Raw genomic sequence first — 14,200 nt, forward strand, 5'->3', positions numbered from 1 at the left:
TAGGTCTAATATGCAAAAAAGGCAGGATATTCCTGCCTTTTTCTGTTTAAAGCATAACTCAAAATACTCATATTCAGATACTTCAGCTCATAATACAAACCGCTCATAGTCCAGAAGCTTTCAAAGCCAATATTGAACCTTAAAGCACATCCACTTAAAGATCTCAGAGCGATGAAAAAATGGCTATGAATTTTTCAATTTCTAAGTGATTGTTCCGCTGAAATAAATAACACTTTATTTGTGTGGGCAACCGACTAAATGATCATTGACCATACCTGTTGCTTGCATAAATGCGTAACAGATTGTTTCTCCTACAAACTTAAAGCCTCTCTTCTTCAAAAACTTACTCATCGCTTTAGATTGCTCGGTAGAAGCGGGAACTTGAGACATCTCAGTCCATTGATTCACGATCACTTCATTATCAACAAATTGCCATAAGGCATTAGAAAGAGAGCCGAACTCTTTCTGTAATTCAAGCGTTGCTCGTGCATTGTTGTATACCGAAGCAATCTTACCCCTGTGTTTAACCACATCGAAGTTTTCAATGATGTGCGGCACGTTGTCTTCATTCAGCTCAGCTAGCTTGTTTAGATCGTAATTATCGAACGCGGCACGATAGCCTTCACGCTTTTTAAGGATCGTAATCCAACTCAGACCTGCTTGAGCACCTTCTAAAGTAATGAACTCAAACAGAACTTGATCATCATAAACAGGCACGCCCCACTCTGCATCGTGGTACTCCCTTTCAAGCTCATGTTTAAGCGCCCATGCACACGTTCTATCCACTGTATTAGCTTCCATTTCGATGGTCTCTTTTAGTAATCATACATAAAAATAATGCCCCAATTAGGGGCATTATTTCAAAGGTTAGTTGACGTTAAGCCACTTCAATTTTATGGAACAAACGATACAGCACAGGCACTACGATTAGCGTGAGTACAGTCGCAAAGCCTAAACCAAACATGATGGTTACTGCCATTGGTTTAAAGAAGATGTCCGGTAGTAGAGGGATCATACCAAGAATGGTGGTGATCGCAGCCATACATACCGGACGAACACGACTCAGTGCCGCATCAACAACCGCTACATATGGATCTTTACCGGACTTCATCTCAATCTCAATTTGGTCAAGCAGTACGATACCGTTCTTAAGTAGCATCCCGGATAAACTCAAGAAGCCTAGCAATGCCATGAAGCCAAATGGTGTATTCAAGGCTAATAAGCCTGTCGTTACCCCGATTAGCGCTAATGGAACCGTTAGCCAAACAATTAGCGGTTCTTTGACCGAGTTGAACAAGAACACGGTAATCAAGAACATGAACAGGTAACCCATCGGCATAGTGGTAAACAGAGACGCTTGTGCATCAGCAGATGACTCATATTCACCACCCCACTCCAACGAATAACCCGGTGGCATCTCAATCGCTTCAATTTGTGGCTGTAAGCGTTTCTGTAACGTCGAAGCCGTTTCTTCACCCAATAGGTCGTTGTCGGCCATTACCGTCAGCATACGCTTACGGTTCTTACGGATGATAAGTGGATCTTCCCATTCCAATTCGTAGCCAAGCGTCACTTGCTGCAACGGAATATATTCGCTTAATGCCGGGCTCCAAATCTTCATACCTTCGATGTTGCGAATATCAACTCGCTCATCTTCAGGTAAACGAGCCACAATAGGCATCAACGTAGTACCATCACGATACACACCAATCGACTTACCAGAGAAAGACATCGCTAGGAAATCATCAACGTCAGACTTGGTAATACCATAACGACGCGCTTGGCTTTCATTGAACTGAGGCTCTAATACCTTAGTTCTTTCACGCCAATCATGACGAACGTTAAATGCTCCGTCATCAGCACGCATGATGTCCATCACTTGTGCAGCGATTGAACGTAAAACCGTTGGATCAGAACCCACAATTCGCGCTTCAATTTTCGCACCGCCACTAGGACCTAATTCGATCTGTTTAAGCTTGTAGTCAATCTCTGGGAACTGACCATTTACATGTTCACGGAAGCGTTTCATTAGCCCTTCAAGTACTTCATAACTTTTCACACGAACCGTTATCTCACCGTAAGCGCTATAACTTTTCTCTGGCGCATAAGTCAGCATGAAACGTTGCAGGCCTTTACCCGCGGTTGTCGTGATATGTTCAACTTCGTCCTGCTCAGCTAGCCAACTCTCAAGCACTTTAAGCTTGGTATTGGTCGCTCGAATATCGGTACCTTCTGGCATCCACACATCCACTTGGAACATAGGTGTGGTTGAAGACGGGAAGAAGGCTTGCTTAACGAAACCAAAACCGTACACACTCGCGCCTAAACCAATAATCAGAACAAACATGGTTAACCAAGCACGCTTCATACAGAACTCAAGGAAGTTTTTGTAGATAACAAAAACCATCCCGTTGTATGGGTCCTTACCTTCGTTATCTGGATCGACCTTCTGACCTTTAAAGAACATGTCGGCAAAGAACGGCGTGAGCGAGATGGCAGTAAACCAACTCAGCATCAAGGAGATCAGTAGCACCGTGAACAAGGTGCCACAGTATTCGCCTGTTGAGTCTTCAGATAAACCAATTGGAGCAAACGCAGTCACCGCAATAACCGTCGCACCAAGCAGCGGCCATTTGGTTTGGGTTACGATATCGGTGGCGGCCTGCATCCGGGTTCGCCCCTTCTGCGTGCCGATCAATATCCCTTCCACCACCACAATGGCATTATCCACCAGCATCCCCAAGGCGATAACCAACGCGCCCAGTGAAATACGTTGAAGGTCGATTTTGAAGTACTGCATGAAAATGAATGTACCGAATACGGTCAATAGCAGTATCAAACCAATCAATAGGCCCGATCTTAGTCCCATGAAGAACAGTAACACCACGATTACGATCGCAACCGCCTGCCCTAAACTCACCACAAATCCGCTTACCGACTTGTCTACCTCTTTAGGTTGGTTATAAACCTCGGAGATGTCGATGCCGACGGGTTGTTGATACTTTAGCTCGGCCAATCTTCGATCAAACGCTTCACCAACCGCTACTACGTTCACGCCTTGCGCAAAAGAGACACCAAGGTTAAGTGCGAGCTTGCCGTTATAGCCAATGATGTTACTTGGCACTTCAACATAACCACGAGTTACATTCGCCACATCTTTTAAATAGATGAGACCTTGAGCACCACCTTCTGTCAGAATTAAATCGCCAAGCTGCTCAACATTCTGGAACTCACCCGTTGGATGAATTCGAATGTATTCGTCGCCAATTCTTACCGCACCCGCACTTGATACAATATTTTGAGTCGATAAAAGATTAAATACCGTGCTTGGAGACAGACCCAGAGAGCTTATCCGTTTCATCGATATCTCAATGAACACTTGCTCTTGTTGTTGGCCGGAAACGGAGACTTTACTGACCCCATCAACCAACTCTAGCTCTCGCCTTAGGTAATCAATGTAATCCAGCAGCTCTTTGTAGCTATAGCCGTCCCCCGTCACCGCCAGCAAAATCCCGTAAACATCACCGAAGTCATCGATGACTTGAGGATCATTGACGCCGGGTGGCAGTTCACCCTTGAGATCATTCACTTTTCGGCGAAGTTCATCCCATATTTGCGGAAGATCGTCTGGGCCGTAGTTGTTCTTCATCGTTACCGTTACCTGAGACAGGCCACGGCTTGAAATAGAGTTCACTTCGTCGACATAGGTAAGCTGTTGAATCGCTTTCTCTAGTGGGTAGGTAACTTCTTCTTCCACCTGCTGAGGCGTTGCCCCCGGGTATGAAGTCACGACCATTGCATCTTTGATGGTAAAGGCAGGATCTTCTAAACGCCCCAAACCGAAGAATGCTGAAACACCACCAATAAGAAAGATCAGAGATAGCATCCAGCTAATGACTTTGTTACGTATAAAGTAAGAAGCAACACCTGTGATCTGATCATCACCCTGTTGATCGTCATTTTGGGGCTTGTTATTTACTTCACTCATTGTTCGTCTCCTGAGACAATACTTCCACTGTCATCCCATCTCGCAATCGCGATACGCCTGCAACAACGACATGCTGCCCCATTTCCAATCCTTTCACTACCTGCAATGTTTCCTGGTTTGCTTTTCCTAACACGACTTGTTGTTTCGAGACTGTCTTGTCGTCGTTAAGCACCCATACATAAGAGTTCTGGCGCGTTAAATCATCGCCATCCGCATTAAACACAGCTTCGATTGGGATAAGTACCCCAGCTTTTAACTCCAAGCCGATATCTCGCCCATTTGACGTCACCTCAACGGCCATACCATCCAGAATTAAATCATCTTCCGGCATAGGTAGAGCAAGCGTCACCGTGAACGTGCCCGTGCTTGGGTCAGGTTCAGTGGTGAACTCCTTAATAGCCGCCGTGTATTCATTGCCACTGGGTACTCTTACCACAGCCTCAACATTCGATAACAGCTGTTCGCTAGGCTGATTCACGTAAATCTGGTCAGGCAGTTGGATAACAACCTCAACATCTTCGACACTGTGAATGTTCACGACCTGCTGGCCTACCTGAATATTTTCATATTGATCAACACTGACACGAGAAATGATCCCATCAACAGGGGCACGAAGCTTAGTGAACGACAAGCGCAGTTTTGCGAGCTCCAGTTCGGCATAAGCGATCTGGCGTTGAGCAGCAATTTCATCAAACTGTGACTTCGCCAATAAACCTTTCTTCACTAGCGGACTTGAACGTCTGTATTGACTGTTAATTACCGTGTAACGCGCCTGAGCATTGTCGACATCCAGTTGATAATCAGTAGGGTCAAGCTCTGCAATGATGTCTCCTCGTGAAACACGCTCACCTTCTTTCACATCAAGCTTATTGATTTCACCAGCGACTCGAAAGCTGAGATGAGCCTTCTCGGCAGCGTTTGCAACCGCAGGGAAATAGAGTTTGTCGCTAAAGTCGATGACTGAAATCTCGATAGCTTTAACCAAGGGCGTGTTATTCACTTCTACAACTTGTTTATCTTCACAAGCCGTAAGTAAAGCCAAGCACGACAGTCCAGCGGCCACTTTAAGTGTTTTCATGTTATAGCCCCCTTTCCTTGATCCACTCTCGAACTTTAACGCCCGGTTCAAGACCATTAACACCAGAAGTTACGATGCGATCACCATCGTTCAACCCTGAAACAATATGGCGCTTTTCATCGATGATGATTGCGACATTTTCAACAATACCGTCGCTATTCACGCGCCACACAGAGACATCATCGCCATCAGTCATCATTGCTGACGTTGGTATTTTGGTGGCCGCCGCTAACGATGAAACGAGATTTACCGAGCCAGACATACCGGGCAAAATACCCACATCGGTTGGTCTTTCCATTACCATGGTGACTTTGTACGAACCTGTTTTCGGGTCAGCTTCGGTATCCACTTCTTGGAAGGTTAAAACGTAAGAGTTTTCAGGAAACGCATCAAAAACCATGGTTGCATCCATCTCGAACCCTGATGAAAAGCGCGTAATAAGTTGGTCGGGTAATAAGAAGACGACTTTAAGAATTTGATTGGTTTGAATATTCATCACGCCTTGTTTAGCCGCAATGTATTCATGGTTTTCAGCAGGAATGATGGAAATGGTTCCGTCATACGGCGCAACCAAAGTGGTGTAGCGAAGATTCGCGTTAGCTTGATTAAGCACCGCGCGAGCTGAATTGTGGTTCGCTTTCGCTTGGTCGAAATCTTGCTCTGATACCACACGATCTTTACGAAGTTTGATCGCACGTTGATATTGAACATCGGCTAGCTGAAAATTCGCTTTTGCTTGCTTCTCGAGTAGTTGATATTCATCGGGATTTAACTTAGCAAGCTCGTCGCCTTTAGACACGTGCTGCCCAGCGGTCACATCGATGCTCTGCAATAACCCAGGAACACGGAATGCGAGTACCGCTCTGTCACCAGCTTCTGTGGTAGCAGGGAAATTACGCTCAAAGGCATTATTACCGACGGAGACAGTGAAGAGTTTGGCGGGTCTGGACTCAGGTTCAGGCACGGGAGGAAGCTCCTTACCACACCCAGACAACCCAGCTAAGGCAGTCAATAGGACAAGGGAGGCTCTATACATTGGTGATCATCCATATCTATAAATATTTTTATAACATAGATTAATCACATGTAACTTACCAGTCAGCGTAAGATTTATTTAGAGAAAATTATTAAAAAAAATAACGGCTTGGAATTAATTTTCCTAAACCGTTATCTAATCCTTTTTAGGTTTTACCACTACATGTTCTTAAATTCACGATTCACTTTAAACGTGTCTGAGGTGACATAAGCTTCCATGTTGCGGACACTGGTCTCTAACTTCTGGAAATCACCCTCTAAAGTGTTCAATAGCGACTCTGCAGTTTGCCCTTTTTCCCAAGGCTTTTGCTTCAGCGTATGCTCTTGTTTCGCCTTCATTTGGTCGACATACTGAGGTGGTTGTTTTTCAAGCATAAATGTCAAAGCTAAATACGCTAATAACACCAGAAAACTACCACCAAGCAGTGCTGCTGAGATAACTAAGATGCGAACCAACCACACTTCAAGGCCAAAATAGTTCGCTAACCCTGCACACACACCAGACAATTTGCCGTTAATCGTGTCGCGATACAGTTCTCTACTCATAGTTTCGTCTCCAGTTAGGCGACTCCGCATCCAGTATTTTTTCTAGCGTTTTCACTCGGTCTTGCATGGATTCGGCTTGCGCAGAAAGCTTATGCAGACGTTGAAGATCCGTTTCAGAAAGACCATTGCTGGATTTCTTCTTGCTGCGGTAATGTAAGAATAACCATAGCGGTGCCACGAAGATTAAAAAGACAATCAGTGGACCTGCAATTAGAAATGTTGACATAGACAACTCCTAGATTATTTATCGCGGTTTTCAACTTGTTGCTTCAGTTTCGCTAGCTCTTTTTCGATTTCATCTTGAGCTTGTAGCTCGGCAAACTCTTGGTCTAAAGATTTTGCGTTGCCAGTCTTAGCGTAAACGTCCGCTTCAGCTTCTAATTCATCCACTTTACGCGAGAATTGCTCAAACTTCGCCATTGCTTCGTTGGTTTTGCTTGAGTGCAGGTGTTTTTGAACATCACGACGGTTGCTTGCCGCATTGTTACGAATCATTAATGCTTGTTGCTTTGCACGAGTTTCTGCGATCTTTGTTTCAAGTTTACCAATTTCACTCGTCAATTTTTCGATGGTTTCATGAACCAAGGTTTGTTCGGTGTGAAGGCTCTTGATGATGTCTTCCAGTTTTTGCTTTTCGATTAGCGCCGCTCTCGCCAAATCTTCGCGTTGTTTGGTCAGGGCAAGTGTCGCTTTATTTTGCCAATCTAGAATCTGTGTTTCGATAGCTTCTACTTTACGCGCTAGCTCTTTCTTGTCAGCAATTGCTTTTGCTGAGTTGGTACGAACTTCAACTAAGGTGTCTTCCATTTCTTGGATAATAAGACGAATCATCTTTTCTGGATCTTCAGCCTTATCTAATAGTGCACTGATGTTTGAATTTACAATGTCTGCAAAGCGAGAAAAAATACCCATGAGGAACTCCTTAATTACAATGATGGCAAATGCGTTTCAAATCGTTGTGCGACTTTATCAATCCACTTGCTCAAAAATTTACGTTTGTTGTTAAACCTACCATAAATAATCCAAGTAGCGTGCCAACTTTTAAGCCATTTATTATCAGTCACTTACAATAAAATGGTGATTAACTCGAACCATGCTATGATGAATTTAGCCAAGTATTGGTATTTTTCACCACTATGGCTCTTACATGACCTCTCCAGCGATTAATTCATACAAGGACCCGCTATGCAGCAGAACCTCATTGGTGAATCACCTAGCTTTCTCTCTGTGTTAGATAAAGTTTCCCAACTCGCACCAATAGAAAGACCCATTCTGATCATTGGCGAACGTGGCACAGGTAAAGAGTTGATCGCACAAAGACTGCATTACCTTTCAAGACGTTGGGATCAACCTTTGATCTCATTGAACTGCTCAACCTTAAGTGAAGGTTTGATTGATTCAGAACTGTTTGGTCATGAATCGGGATCCTTTACGGGTTCGAAAGGGCGTCATCAAGGTCGTTTTGAAAGAGCAGAAGGCGGAACGCTGTTTCTGGATGAGCTGGCGACCACTCCCCTTGCGGTTCAAGAGAAACTACTGCGCGTTATTGAATACGGGCAATATGAACGTGTCGGTGGGCAAAAGGCGCTAAGTGCCAATGTCAGACTGGTGTGTGCAACCAATGCCGACTTACCAGACATGGCATTAAAGGGCGAATTCCGAGCAGACCTATTAGATAGACTGGCGTTTGACGTCATTACTATCCCTCCTTTGCGTGAGCGAAAAGAAGACATCATGCTACTGGCAGAATATTACGCCATTAAGATGTGTCGTGAATTGGAATTGGAGTTGTTTGTTGGCTTTGCCCCCTCTGCCGTTGAATCGCTTTTGGATTATTCTTGGCCAGGGAATGTACGAGAACTCAAAAACGTCATTGAGCGAGCTATCTATCAGCACGGAAAAGATCCATATCCTATTGAATATTTGGTGTTTAACCCATTTAAACCCGCATGGAAAACAGAGCAAGATTCCTCTCCGGAAACTGGCAATGAGCCGTCTAACAGCCATACTTCATCAGAGAGCTTGTTTTCTTTGCCGCTTGATTACAAAGCATGGCAAGAACAACAAGACATCAAGCTACTCAACCAAGCCCTCAAACAGAGCAAATATAACCAGAAACAAGCCGCAGAATTACTTGGGTTAACCTACAACCAATTACGTGGAATGGTGAGGAAGTACGCGATTGTCGGACAAGCTAACGATAAATAGCTGTCCACGCTTGATTATTATTTGGAGCCGAATAAATAAAATGTTAAATTGTCCGGATCTTGAGGCTCCTCTAACGCCTCGTTTCGAAAAGTATTTCTTTTTATGAAAGCACTAATAAGACTATCACTGAGCATCTGTACGCTGAGCTTTCTCGCTGGATGTGGTGAGAGTGTGAATCACGAGCAAATCCGTGAAAAAGGCTTCATTTATTGCGGCCAAGGTAATCCTAGTACCTTCAACCCACAGCTGGTTGATAGTGGCATTACCGCAGAATCGCTGAGTCCTCAAATTTTCGATACACTGCTCACTCTTGATCCGATGACGTACCGACCAAAACAGAACTTGGCGACAAGTTGGTCTGTTGATAAATCAGGTACAGAGTACACGTTCAAACTGCGCCCAAATGTTGCGTTCCAAACGACAGACTGGTTCACCCCTACTCGTAGCATGAATGCACAAGATGTGGTGTTTAGCTTTGAACGTGTCATTGATAGTTCAAACCCATTTCATTATGTGGGTGGCGGCCTATACCCGTGGTTTGCCGGAATCGACTTCAAGACCCTGATTGTCGATATCACCGCGGTTGACGACCTAACAGTGAAATTCCAATTAAGTCGCCCAGACAATTCGTTTCTCAATAACATCGCCACCAGCTATGCGGTCATTCACTCTAAAGAGTATGCCAATCAGCTCATTGCAGCGGATGAGAAAAATCGAATCGATTCCAATCCAGTCGGCACTGGCCCTTTCTACTTGGATGAATACCAAATCAACGACCTAGTGCGCTTGAAAAAGAACAAGCACTACTGGAAGGGTGAAGTACAAATGGACCAAGTTGTGTTCGATACTTCGCAACGTGGAACAGGCACACTTGCCAAGCTTCTGCGTAGTGAGTGTGACGTGCTCAACTCACCAATTTCTAGCCAAATCCCTATTATTCAGGCTCATGAAGAGTTGAAGATTTCTGCTACTCCGGCGGTTAATGTCTCTTTCATCGCGCTGAATACTGAGCACCCTGCACTGCGTGACTCTCGAGTTCGTAAAGCGCTCAACTTAGCCATCAATCGTCAGAACATTCTTGATTCTGTGTATTACGGTACAGGAACCAAAGCCTACACCTTGCTTCCTCCGACTTCTTGGGCTCACCAAAAAGACAGCGTTCAAGTTCGCTACGACCGAAACTATGCGGTTGCGCTTCTCAAAGAAGCTGGCGTTGAACCTGGGTTAGAGCTTTCAATGTGGGTACCACTAGAGCCACGCGCATACAATCCAAGTCCAAGAAAAACGGCAGAACTTATCCAAGCAAACTTAGCCGATATTGGTATTGAATTGAAACTCTATACCGACGACCGATTTGACCGCACACAGTTGTCCTCTATTTCCTCAACAGACTTGTTGCTTACAGGCTGGATAGGCAATACCGGTGACCCGGACAACTTCTTACGTCCGCTGCTCTCATGCAGCTCTGAGCGTGCAGGGTTAAACGTCTCGATGTGGTGTAATTCAGACTTTGATTTCCTTCTCGACTTAGCATTAGAGATCAATCAACAAAGGCACCGTGTGAACTTGTACCGACAAGCCCAAAACATTCTCAATGAAGAAGTTCCTGTGATTCCTTTAGCTCATGGCGTGCAATTTCGCGTGCACGATCGTTCGCTAACAGGCTTTAAAGCAAGTCCTTTCAATGCCCAACCTTTTGATCAAGTCAGAAGAGAGGTGCAGTAATGTTTTGGTATACATTAAGACGTGTAAACTTATTCGTTATTACGCTAGGAATTCTGACCTTGGTAGGTTTTTCCCTGCTTCGATTAGACCAAACCTCACCTTGGGCAATTCAAGATTTTTGGCCCGGTTGGATTAGCTATATCACTGAATTATCGACGCTAAAGTTTGGCCTAAGCAAACACGGTGTGCCTATCATCGATGAGTTGGTCCTGGTGTTCCCTGCAACGCTAGAGCTGTGCTTCTTTGCCTTTGTGTTGGCACTCATCATCGGTATCCCTTTCGGCACCATTGCTGGTATGAGACAAGGTAAATTTGTTGATACCACCATATCGTTCACCTCAATGGCCGGTTACTCTGCGCCTATATTTTGGGTCGCGTTGCTGATGATCATGGTGTTTTCACTGCACTTTGAAATGTTCCCAGTTGGTGGCCGATACGACCTACTTTACGAGATTGAACACGTGACTGGATTCGCGATGATTGACGCCTTTTTTGCCGAGGGTCGCTACCGTGCGCACGCACTACAAAGTGTTATCGAGCACATGGCGTTGCCTTGTCTTGTTTTAGCACTGGCGCCAACGACTCAGGTCATCCGATTGATGAGAGCGTCAGTGGCTGAAGTAATGACGCAAAACTACATCCGCGCTGCGCGAATTAAAGGTCTTTCCACTAGAGAGATCATCACGCAGCACGTGCTAAGAAACGCGATACCTCCGATTATTCCTAAGGTCGGTGTTCAGCTATCGAGTATGTTAACGCTTGCTATTGTTACCGAGTCTATCTTTAACTGGCCGGGCATTGGCCGCTGGTTATTGGATGCCTTATCGAATCAAGATTACGTTTCAATTCAAGCTGGTGTAATTGTGGTGGCTACCTTAGTTTTGACCGCTAATATTCTGTCCGATCTACTGGGCGCGATGATCAATCCACTGGTAAGGAAGGAATGGTATGCTAACAAATAACGTCTACCAAGAAGAACAGATTCCAACCCAGTTCGAACGTTTCTGGCGCAGCTTCCGCAGCAATAATCTAGCTATGTTTGGCTTGTGGTGTTTGGTGCTTATCATTCTGGTCACCGTCACTTCACCGTGGCTAGCCCCGCATGATGCACAAGAACAAACCGGTCACCTATTAACGCCGCCCTCTTGGGATCCTGCGGGAACGGTAGAATACTTTTTGGGTACGGATGACTTAGGCAGAGATATTCTCTCTCGCCTAATAATTGGCTCTCAGTTAACCTTCGGCGCCGCGGTGGTGATTACCTTTATCGCAGCCGTCATTGGTTGTCTGATTGGCGTACTTGCTGGTATGACGCGCGGTTTACTATCAAGCACGCTAAACCACCTGCTTGATACTGTTATGTCGATTCCATCTCTTCTGCTGGCGATTATCTTCGTGGCATTCCTTGGCTTTGGGGAGTTTAATATCTTGCTCGCCTTGTGCTTGGCACTGATCCCGCGCTTTATACGCTCGGTGTACATTGCCGTGCATGCTGAAGTAGAAAAAGACTATATTCTGGCTTCTCGCCTTGATGGTGCGAACGATTTTTACCTGCTATGGAACTCAATCCTTCCGAACATCCTTACCGTGATCGCTCTTGAAGTTACGCTGGCACTGTCAGTCGCAATTCTTGATATCACGGCTTTAGGTTTCCTAGGGCTTGGCGCTCAAGCACCGAGTACCGAATGGGGCTCCATCTTGGGTGATTCGGTCGAGTTGATTTACCTTGCGCCATGGACAGTTACCCTACCCGGCTTAGCTATTATGTTTACAGTTATCGTGATTAACCTCGTCGGTGAAGGTGTTCGCCAAGCGCTAAATGCAGGAATCGAATAATGCCGTTACTTGATATTCGACATCTAACCATCGAGATTGAGACCCCTCAAGGGATGGTTAAAGCCGTAGATCGAATGAGTATTACCCTCAATGAAGGGGAAATTCGTGGCTTAGTAGGTGAATCAGGCTCAGGTAAGAGTTTGGTTGCAAAAGCGATCGTCGGAGTATGTAAAGAAAACTGGAAGGTTTCTGCAGACCGAATGCGCTTAGGTAATATCGACCTACTGCAACTGACGCCGAAAGAAAGACGCCGAGTGATCGCCCGCGATATCGCAATGATCTTCCAAGAGCCATCAACGTGTCTTGACCCTTCTGAAAAAGTAGGTAACCAGCTCGTTGAAGCGATCCCTTCCCATTCGTTTGAAGGTCGTTGGTGGCAACGATTTAAGTGGCGTAAGAAGCAAGCGATCGCATTACTACACAAAGTCGGCATCAAAGACCACTCTCGCCTAATGGACAGTTACTCTTATGAGCTGACAGATGGTGAGTGTCAAAAAGTCATGATCGCAATGGCGATCGCTGCCAAGCCAAAAGTCTTGATTGCTGACGAGCCAACCAACGATTTAGACCCAATTACACAGTCTCAAATATTGCGTCTTTTGAGTCGTATGAACCAGATCAATAACACCACCATCGTGTTGATCGGCCATGACTTAACCACCATTACCCAATGGGCGACTCGCATTACCGTGATGTACTGTGGTCAATCGGTAGAATCCGCTGATACACCGAAGCTGTTGGATGCACCAAAGCACCCGTACACCGTTGCTTTGTTAAAAGCGATGCCAGACTTTAACGACTGGATTCCCCACAAGGAGAAGCTCCAGTCTTTGCCGGGGTCAATTCCACCGCTGCAACATCTTCCTATTGGTTGTCGATTAGGGCCTCGCTGCCCATACGCACAAAGGCAGTGTGTCGAGATCCCACATACGAAACGTATCAAGAACCATAAGTTCAACTGTCACTTCCCTCTGAATATGGAGAAGAAAAAGAAATCATGAGTGCATTATTAGAAGTCAGTGATTTGTCTAAAGACTTTACGACTCGCTCTGGTCTTTTCCGTAAAAAGATTCATCAGGCGGTGAAGCCAGTTAGCTTTTCTCTTGAAGCAGGCCAGACAATTGGTTTTATCGGTCAGAATGGTTCAGGAAAGTCGACATTAGCAAGAATGCTAGCGGGCATGGTAGAGCCAACTGCGGGCGAGATTCGTGTGAACGGTGAAAAGCTAGAGCACAAGGACTACTCGACTCGCTGTAAGCTGATTCGAATGATCTTCCAAGATCCAAATACCTCGCTAAACCCACGCATTCAGATCGGTCGAATTCTTGAAGGTCCATTAAAGCGAAACACCAACATGCCTCCAGAAGCTCGTATGCGTCGTGTGAAAGACACACTACTGCGCGTAGGCCTTCTACCGGAACATGCGTATTTCTACCCTCAGATGCTTGCTGCAGGCCAGAAACAAAGGGTTTGTTTGGCTCGTGCCTTAATACTTCAGCCATCCATCATTGTTGCTGATGAAGCTTTAAATGGTTTGGACATGGCAATGCGCTCGCAAATCATCAATCTGTTCTTAGAGTTACAAGAAGAGATGGGCGTATCGTTCGTTTATGTATCTCAACACCTCGGTATTGTTAAGCACATTACCGACAAGATTATTGTCATGCATGAAGGCAATGTGGTTGAGAGTGGGGAAACAGATCAAGTGCTAACCAATCCAACTCACCAAATCACCCAAAGATTGGTTGAGAGCCATTTCTCCAAAGCGCCGAACCACTAACCTG

At 45.3% G+C, this 14,200-nt stretch carries 13 protein-coding genes; 6 read left to right on the forward strand and 7 right to left on the reverse strand.

Annotated features, from left to right (window positions below):
• Positions 1-234: 234 nt before the first annotated feature.
• The 7 genes from AB6E30_RS06990 to pspA all read right to left on the reverse strand — a co-directional run bounded on the left by AB6E30_RS06990 (position 235) and on the right by pspA (position 7,559).
• Positions 235-801, reverse strand: coding sequence for a DNA-3-methyladenine glycosylase I (locus AB6E30_RS06990; protein WP_017065337.1), 567 nt, complete (start codon positions 799-801; stop codon positions 235-237).
• A 76-nt stretch (positions 802-877) separates the two neighbouring features.
• A complete protein-coding gene (locus AB6E30_RS06995) occupies positions 878-3,988 on the reverse strand; it encodes an efflux RND transporter permease subunit (protein WP_372103074.1) in 3,111 nt (1,036 codons plus the stop codon).
• Positions 3,981-5,066 carry an efflux RND transporter periplasmic adaptor subunit gene (locus AB6E30_RS07000; RefSeq protein ID WP_108208854.1) on the reverse strand — a complete coding sequence of 362 codons (1,086 nt, stop codon included), beginning with the start codon at positions 5,064-5,066 and terminating at the stop codon, positions 3,981-3,983. Before AB6E30_RS07000 ends, AB6E30_RS06995 begins: the two co-directional genes overlap by 8 nt.
• A 1-nt stretch (position 5,067) precedes the next feature.
• Positions 5,068-6,102, reverse strand: coding sequence for an efflux RND transporter periplasmic adaptor subunit (locus AB6E30_RS07005; protein WP_372103075.1), 1,035 nt, complete (start codon positions 6,100-6,102; stop codon positions 5,068-5,070).
• Positions 6,103-6,260: 158 nt separating this feature from the next.
• Positions 6,261-6,647 (reverse strand): envelope stress response membrane protein PspC, encoded by a 387-nt coding sequence (pspC, locus tag AB6E30_RS07010; protein WP_017065334.1) that lies wholly within the window; start codon positions 6,645-6,647, stop codon positions 6,261-6,263.
• Positions 6,640-6,873 carry an envelope stress response membrane protein PspB gene (gene pspB / locus AB6E30_RS07015; RefSeq protein ID WP_004734605.1) on the reverse strand — a complete coding sequence of 78 codons (234 nt, stop codon included), beginning with the start codon at positions 6,871-6,873 and terminating at the stop codon, positions 6,640-6,642. The genes pspC and pspB overlap by 8 nt, the downstream gene beginning before the upstream one ends.
• 14 nt (positions 6,874-6,887) lie before the next feature.
• Positions 6,888-7,559 (reverse strand): phage shock protein PspA, encoded by a 672-nt coding sequence (pspA, locus tag AB6E30_RS07020; RefSeq protein ID WP_010440091.1) that lies wholly within the window; start codon positions 7,557-7,559, stop codon positions 6,888-6,890.
• 273 nt (positions 7,560-7,832) lie between these two features.
• On the opposite strand from pspA, the gene pspF reads away from it, so the two are divergent.
• The 6 genes from pspF (at position 7,833) to AB6E30_RS07050 (ending at position 14,196) form a co-directional block, all read left to right on the forward strand.
• Positions 7,833-8,855, forward strand: coding sequence for a phage shock protein operon transcriptional activator (pspF, locus tag AB6E30_RS07025; protein ID WP_017060309.1), 1,023 nt, complete (start codon positions 7,833-7,835; stop codon positions 8,853-8,855).
• 102 nt (positions 8,856-8,957) lie between these two features.
• Positions 8,958-10,580 (forward strand): ABC transporter substrate-binding protein SapA, encoded by a 1,623-nt coding sequence (gene sapA / locus AB6E30_RS07030; protein WP_017060308.1) that lies wholly within the window; start codon positions 8,958-8,960, stop codon positions 10,578-10,580.
• Complete coding sequence (locus AB6E30_RS07035; RefSeq protein WP_372103078.1) at positions 10,580-11,542, forward strand: ABC transporter permease; 963 nt, start codon at positions 10,580-10,582, stop codon at positions 11,540-11,542. The genes sapA and AB6E30_RS07035 overlap by 1 nt, the downstream gene beginning before the upstream one ends.
• Positions 11,529-12,416, forward strand: a complete 888-nt coding sequence (gene sapC / locus AB6E30_RS07040; RefSeq protein ID WP_017065331.1) for a putrescine export ABC transporter permease SapC — start codon at positions 11,529-11,531, stop codon at positions 12,414-12,416. Before AB6E30_RS07035 ends, sapC begins: the two co-directional genes overlap by 14 nt.
• Entirely contained in the window at positions 12,416-13,417 is a 1,002-nt protein-coding gene (locus AB6E30_RS07045; protein WP_017060305.1) for an oligopeptide/dipeptide ABC transporter ATP-binding protein, read from the forward strand. The genes sapC and AB6E30_RS07045 overlap by 1 nt, the downstream gene beginning before the upstream one ends.
• The gene (locus tag AB6E30_RS07050; RefSeq protein ID WP_017060304.1) at positions 13,414-14,196 is read left to right on the forward strand and encodes an ATP-binding cassette domain-containing protein; all 783 of its coding nucleotides are present in this window, start codon (positions 13,414-13,416) and stop codon (positions 14,194-14,196) included. Before AB6E30_RS07045 ends, AB6E30_RS07050 begins: the two co-directional genes overlap by 4 nt.
• Positions 14,197-14,200 lie beyond the last annotated feature (4 nt).

The sequence above is a fragment of the Vibrio sp. 10N.247.311.12 genome, from assembly GCF_041467515.1.
GTDB lineage: Bacteria > Pseudomonadota > Gammaproteobacteria > Enterobacterales > Vibrionaceae > Vibrio > Vibrio crassostreae_C.

Coding starts and splice junctions, on each gene's coding strand:
- AB6E30_RS06990 (WP_017065337.1), bottom strand. CDS start 801: ATGGAAGCTAATACAGTGGATAGAACGTGTGCATGGGCGCTTAAACAT.
- AB6E30_RS06995 (WP_372103074.1), bottom strand. CDS start 3,988: ATGAGTGAAGTAAATAACAAGCCCCAAAATGACGATCAACAGGGTGAT.
- AB6E30_RS07000 (WP_108208854.1), bottom strand. CDS start 5,066: ATGAAAACACTTAAAGTGGCCGCTGGACTGTCGTGCTTGGCTTTACTT.
- AB6E30_RS07005 (WP_372103075.1), bottom strand. CDS start 6,102: ATGTATAGAGCCTCCCTTGTCCTATTGACTGCCTTAGCTGGGTTGTCT.
- pspC (WP_017065334.1), bottom strand. CDS start 6,647: ATGAGTAGAGAACTGTATCGCGACACGATTAACGGCAAATTGTCTGGT.
- pspB (WP_004734605.1), bottom strand. CDS start 6,873: ATGTCAACATTTCTAATTGCAGGTCCACTGATTGTCTTTTTAATCTTC.
- pspA (WP_010440091.1), bottom strand. CDS start 7,559: ATGGGTATTTTTTCTCGCTTTGCAGACATTGTAAATTCAAACATCAGT.
- pspF (WP_017060309.1), top strand. CDS start 7,833: ATGCAGCAGAACCTCATTGGTGAATCACCTAGCTTTCTCTCTGTGTTA.
- sapA (WP_017060308.1), top strand. CDS start 8,958: ATGAAAGCACTAATAAGACTATCACTGAGCATCTGTACGCTGAGCTTT.
- AB6E30_RS07035 (WP_372103078.1), top strand. CDS start 10,580: ATGTTTTGGTATACATTAAGACGTGTAAACTTATTCGTTATTACGCTA.
- sapC (WP_017065331.1), top strand. CDS start 11,529: ATGCTAACAAATAACGTCTACCAAGAAGAACAGATTCCAACCCAGTTC.
- AB6E30_RS07045 (WP_017060305.1), top strand. CDS start 12,416: ATGCCGTTACTTGATATTCGACATCTAACCATCGAGATTGAGACCCCT.
- AB6E30_RS07050 (WP_017060304.1), top strand. CDS start 13,414: ATGAGTGCATTATTAGAAGTCAGTGATTTGTCTAAAGACTTTACGACT.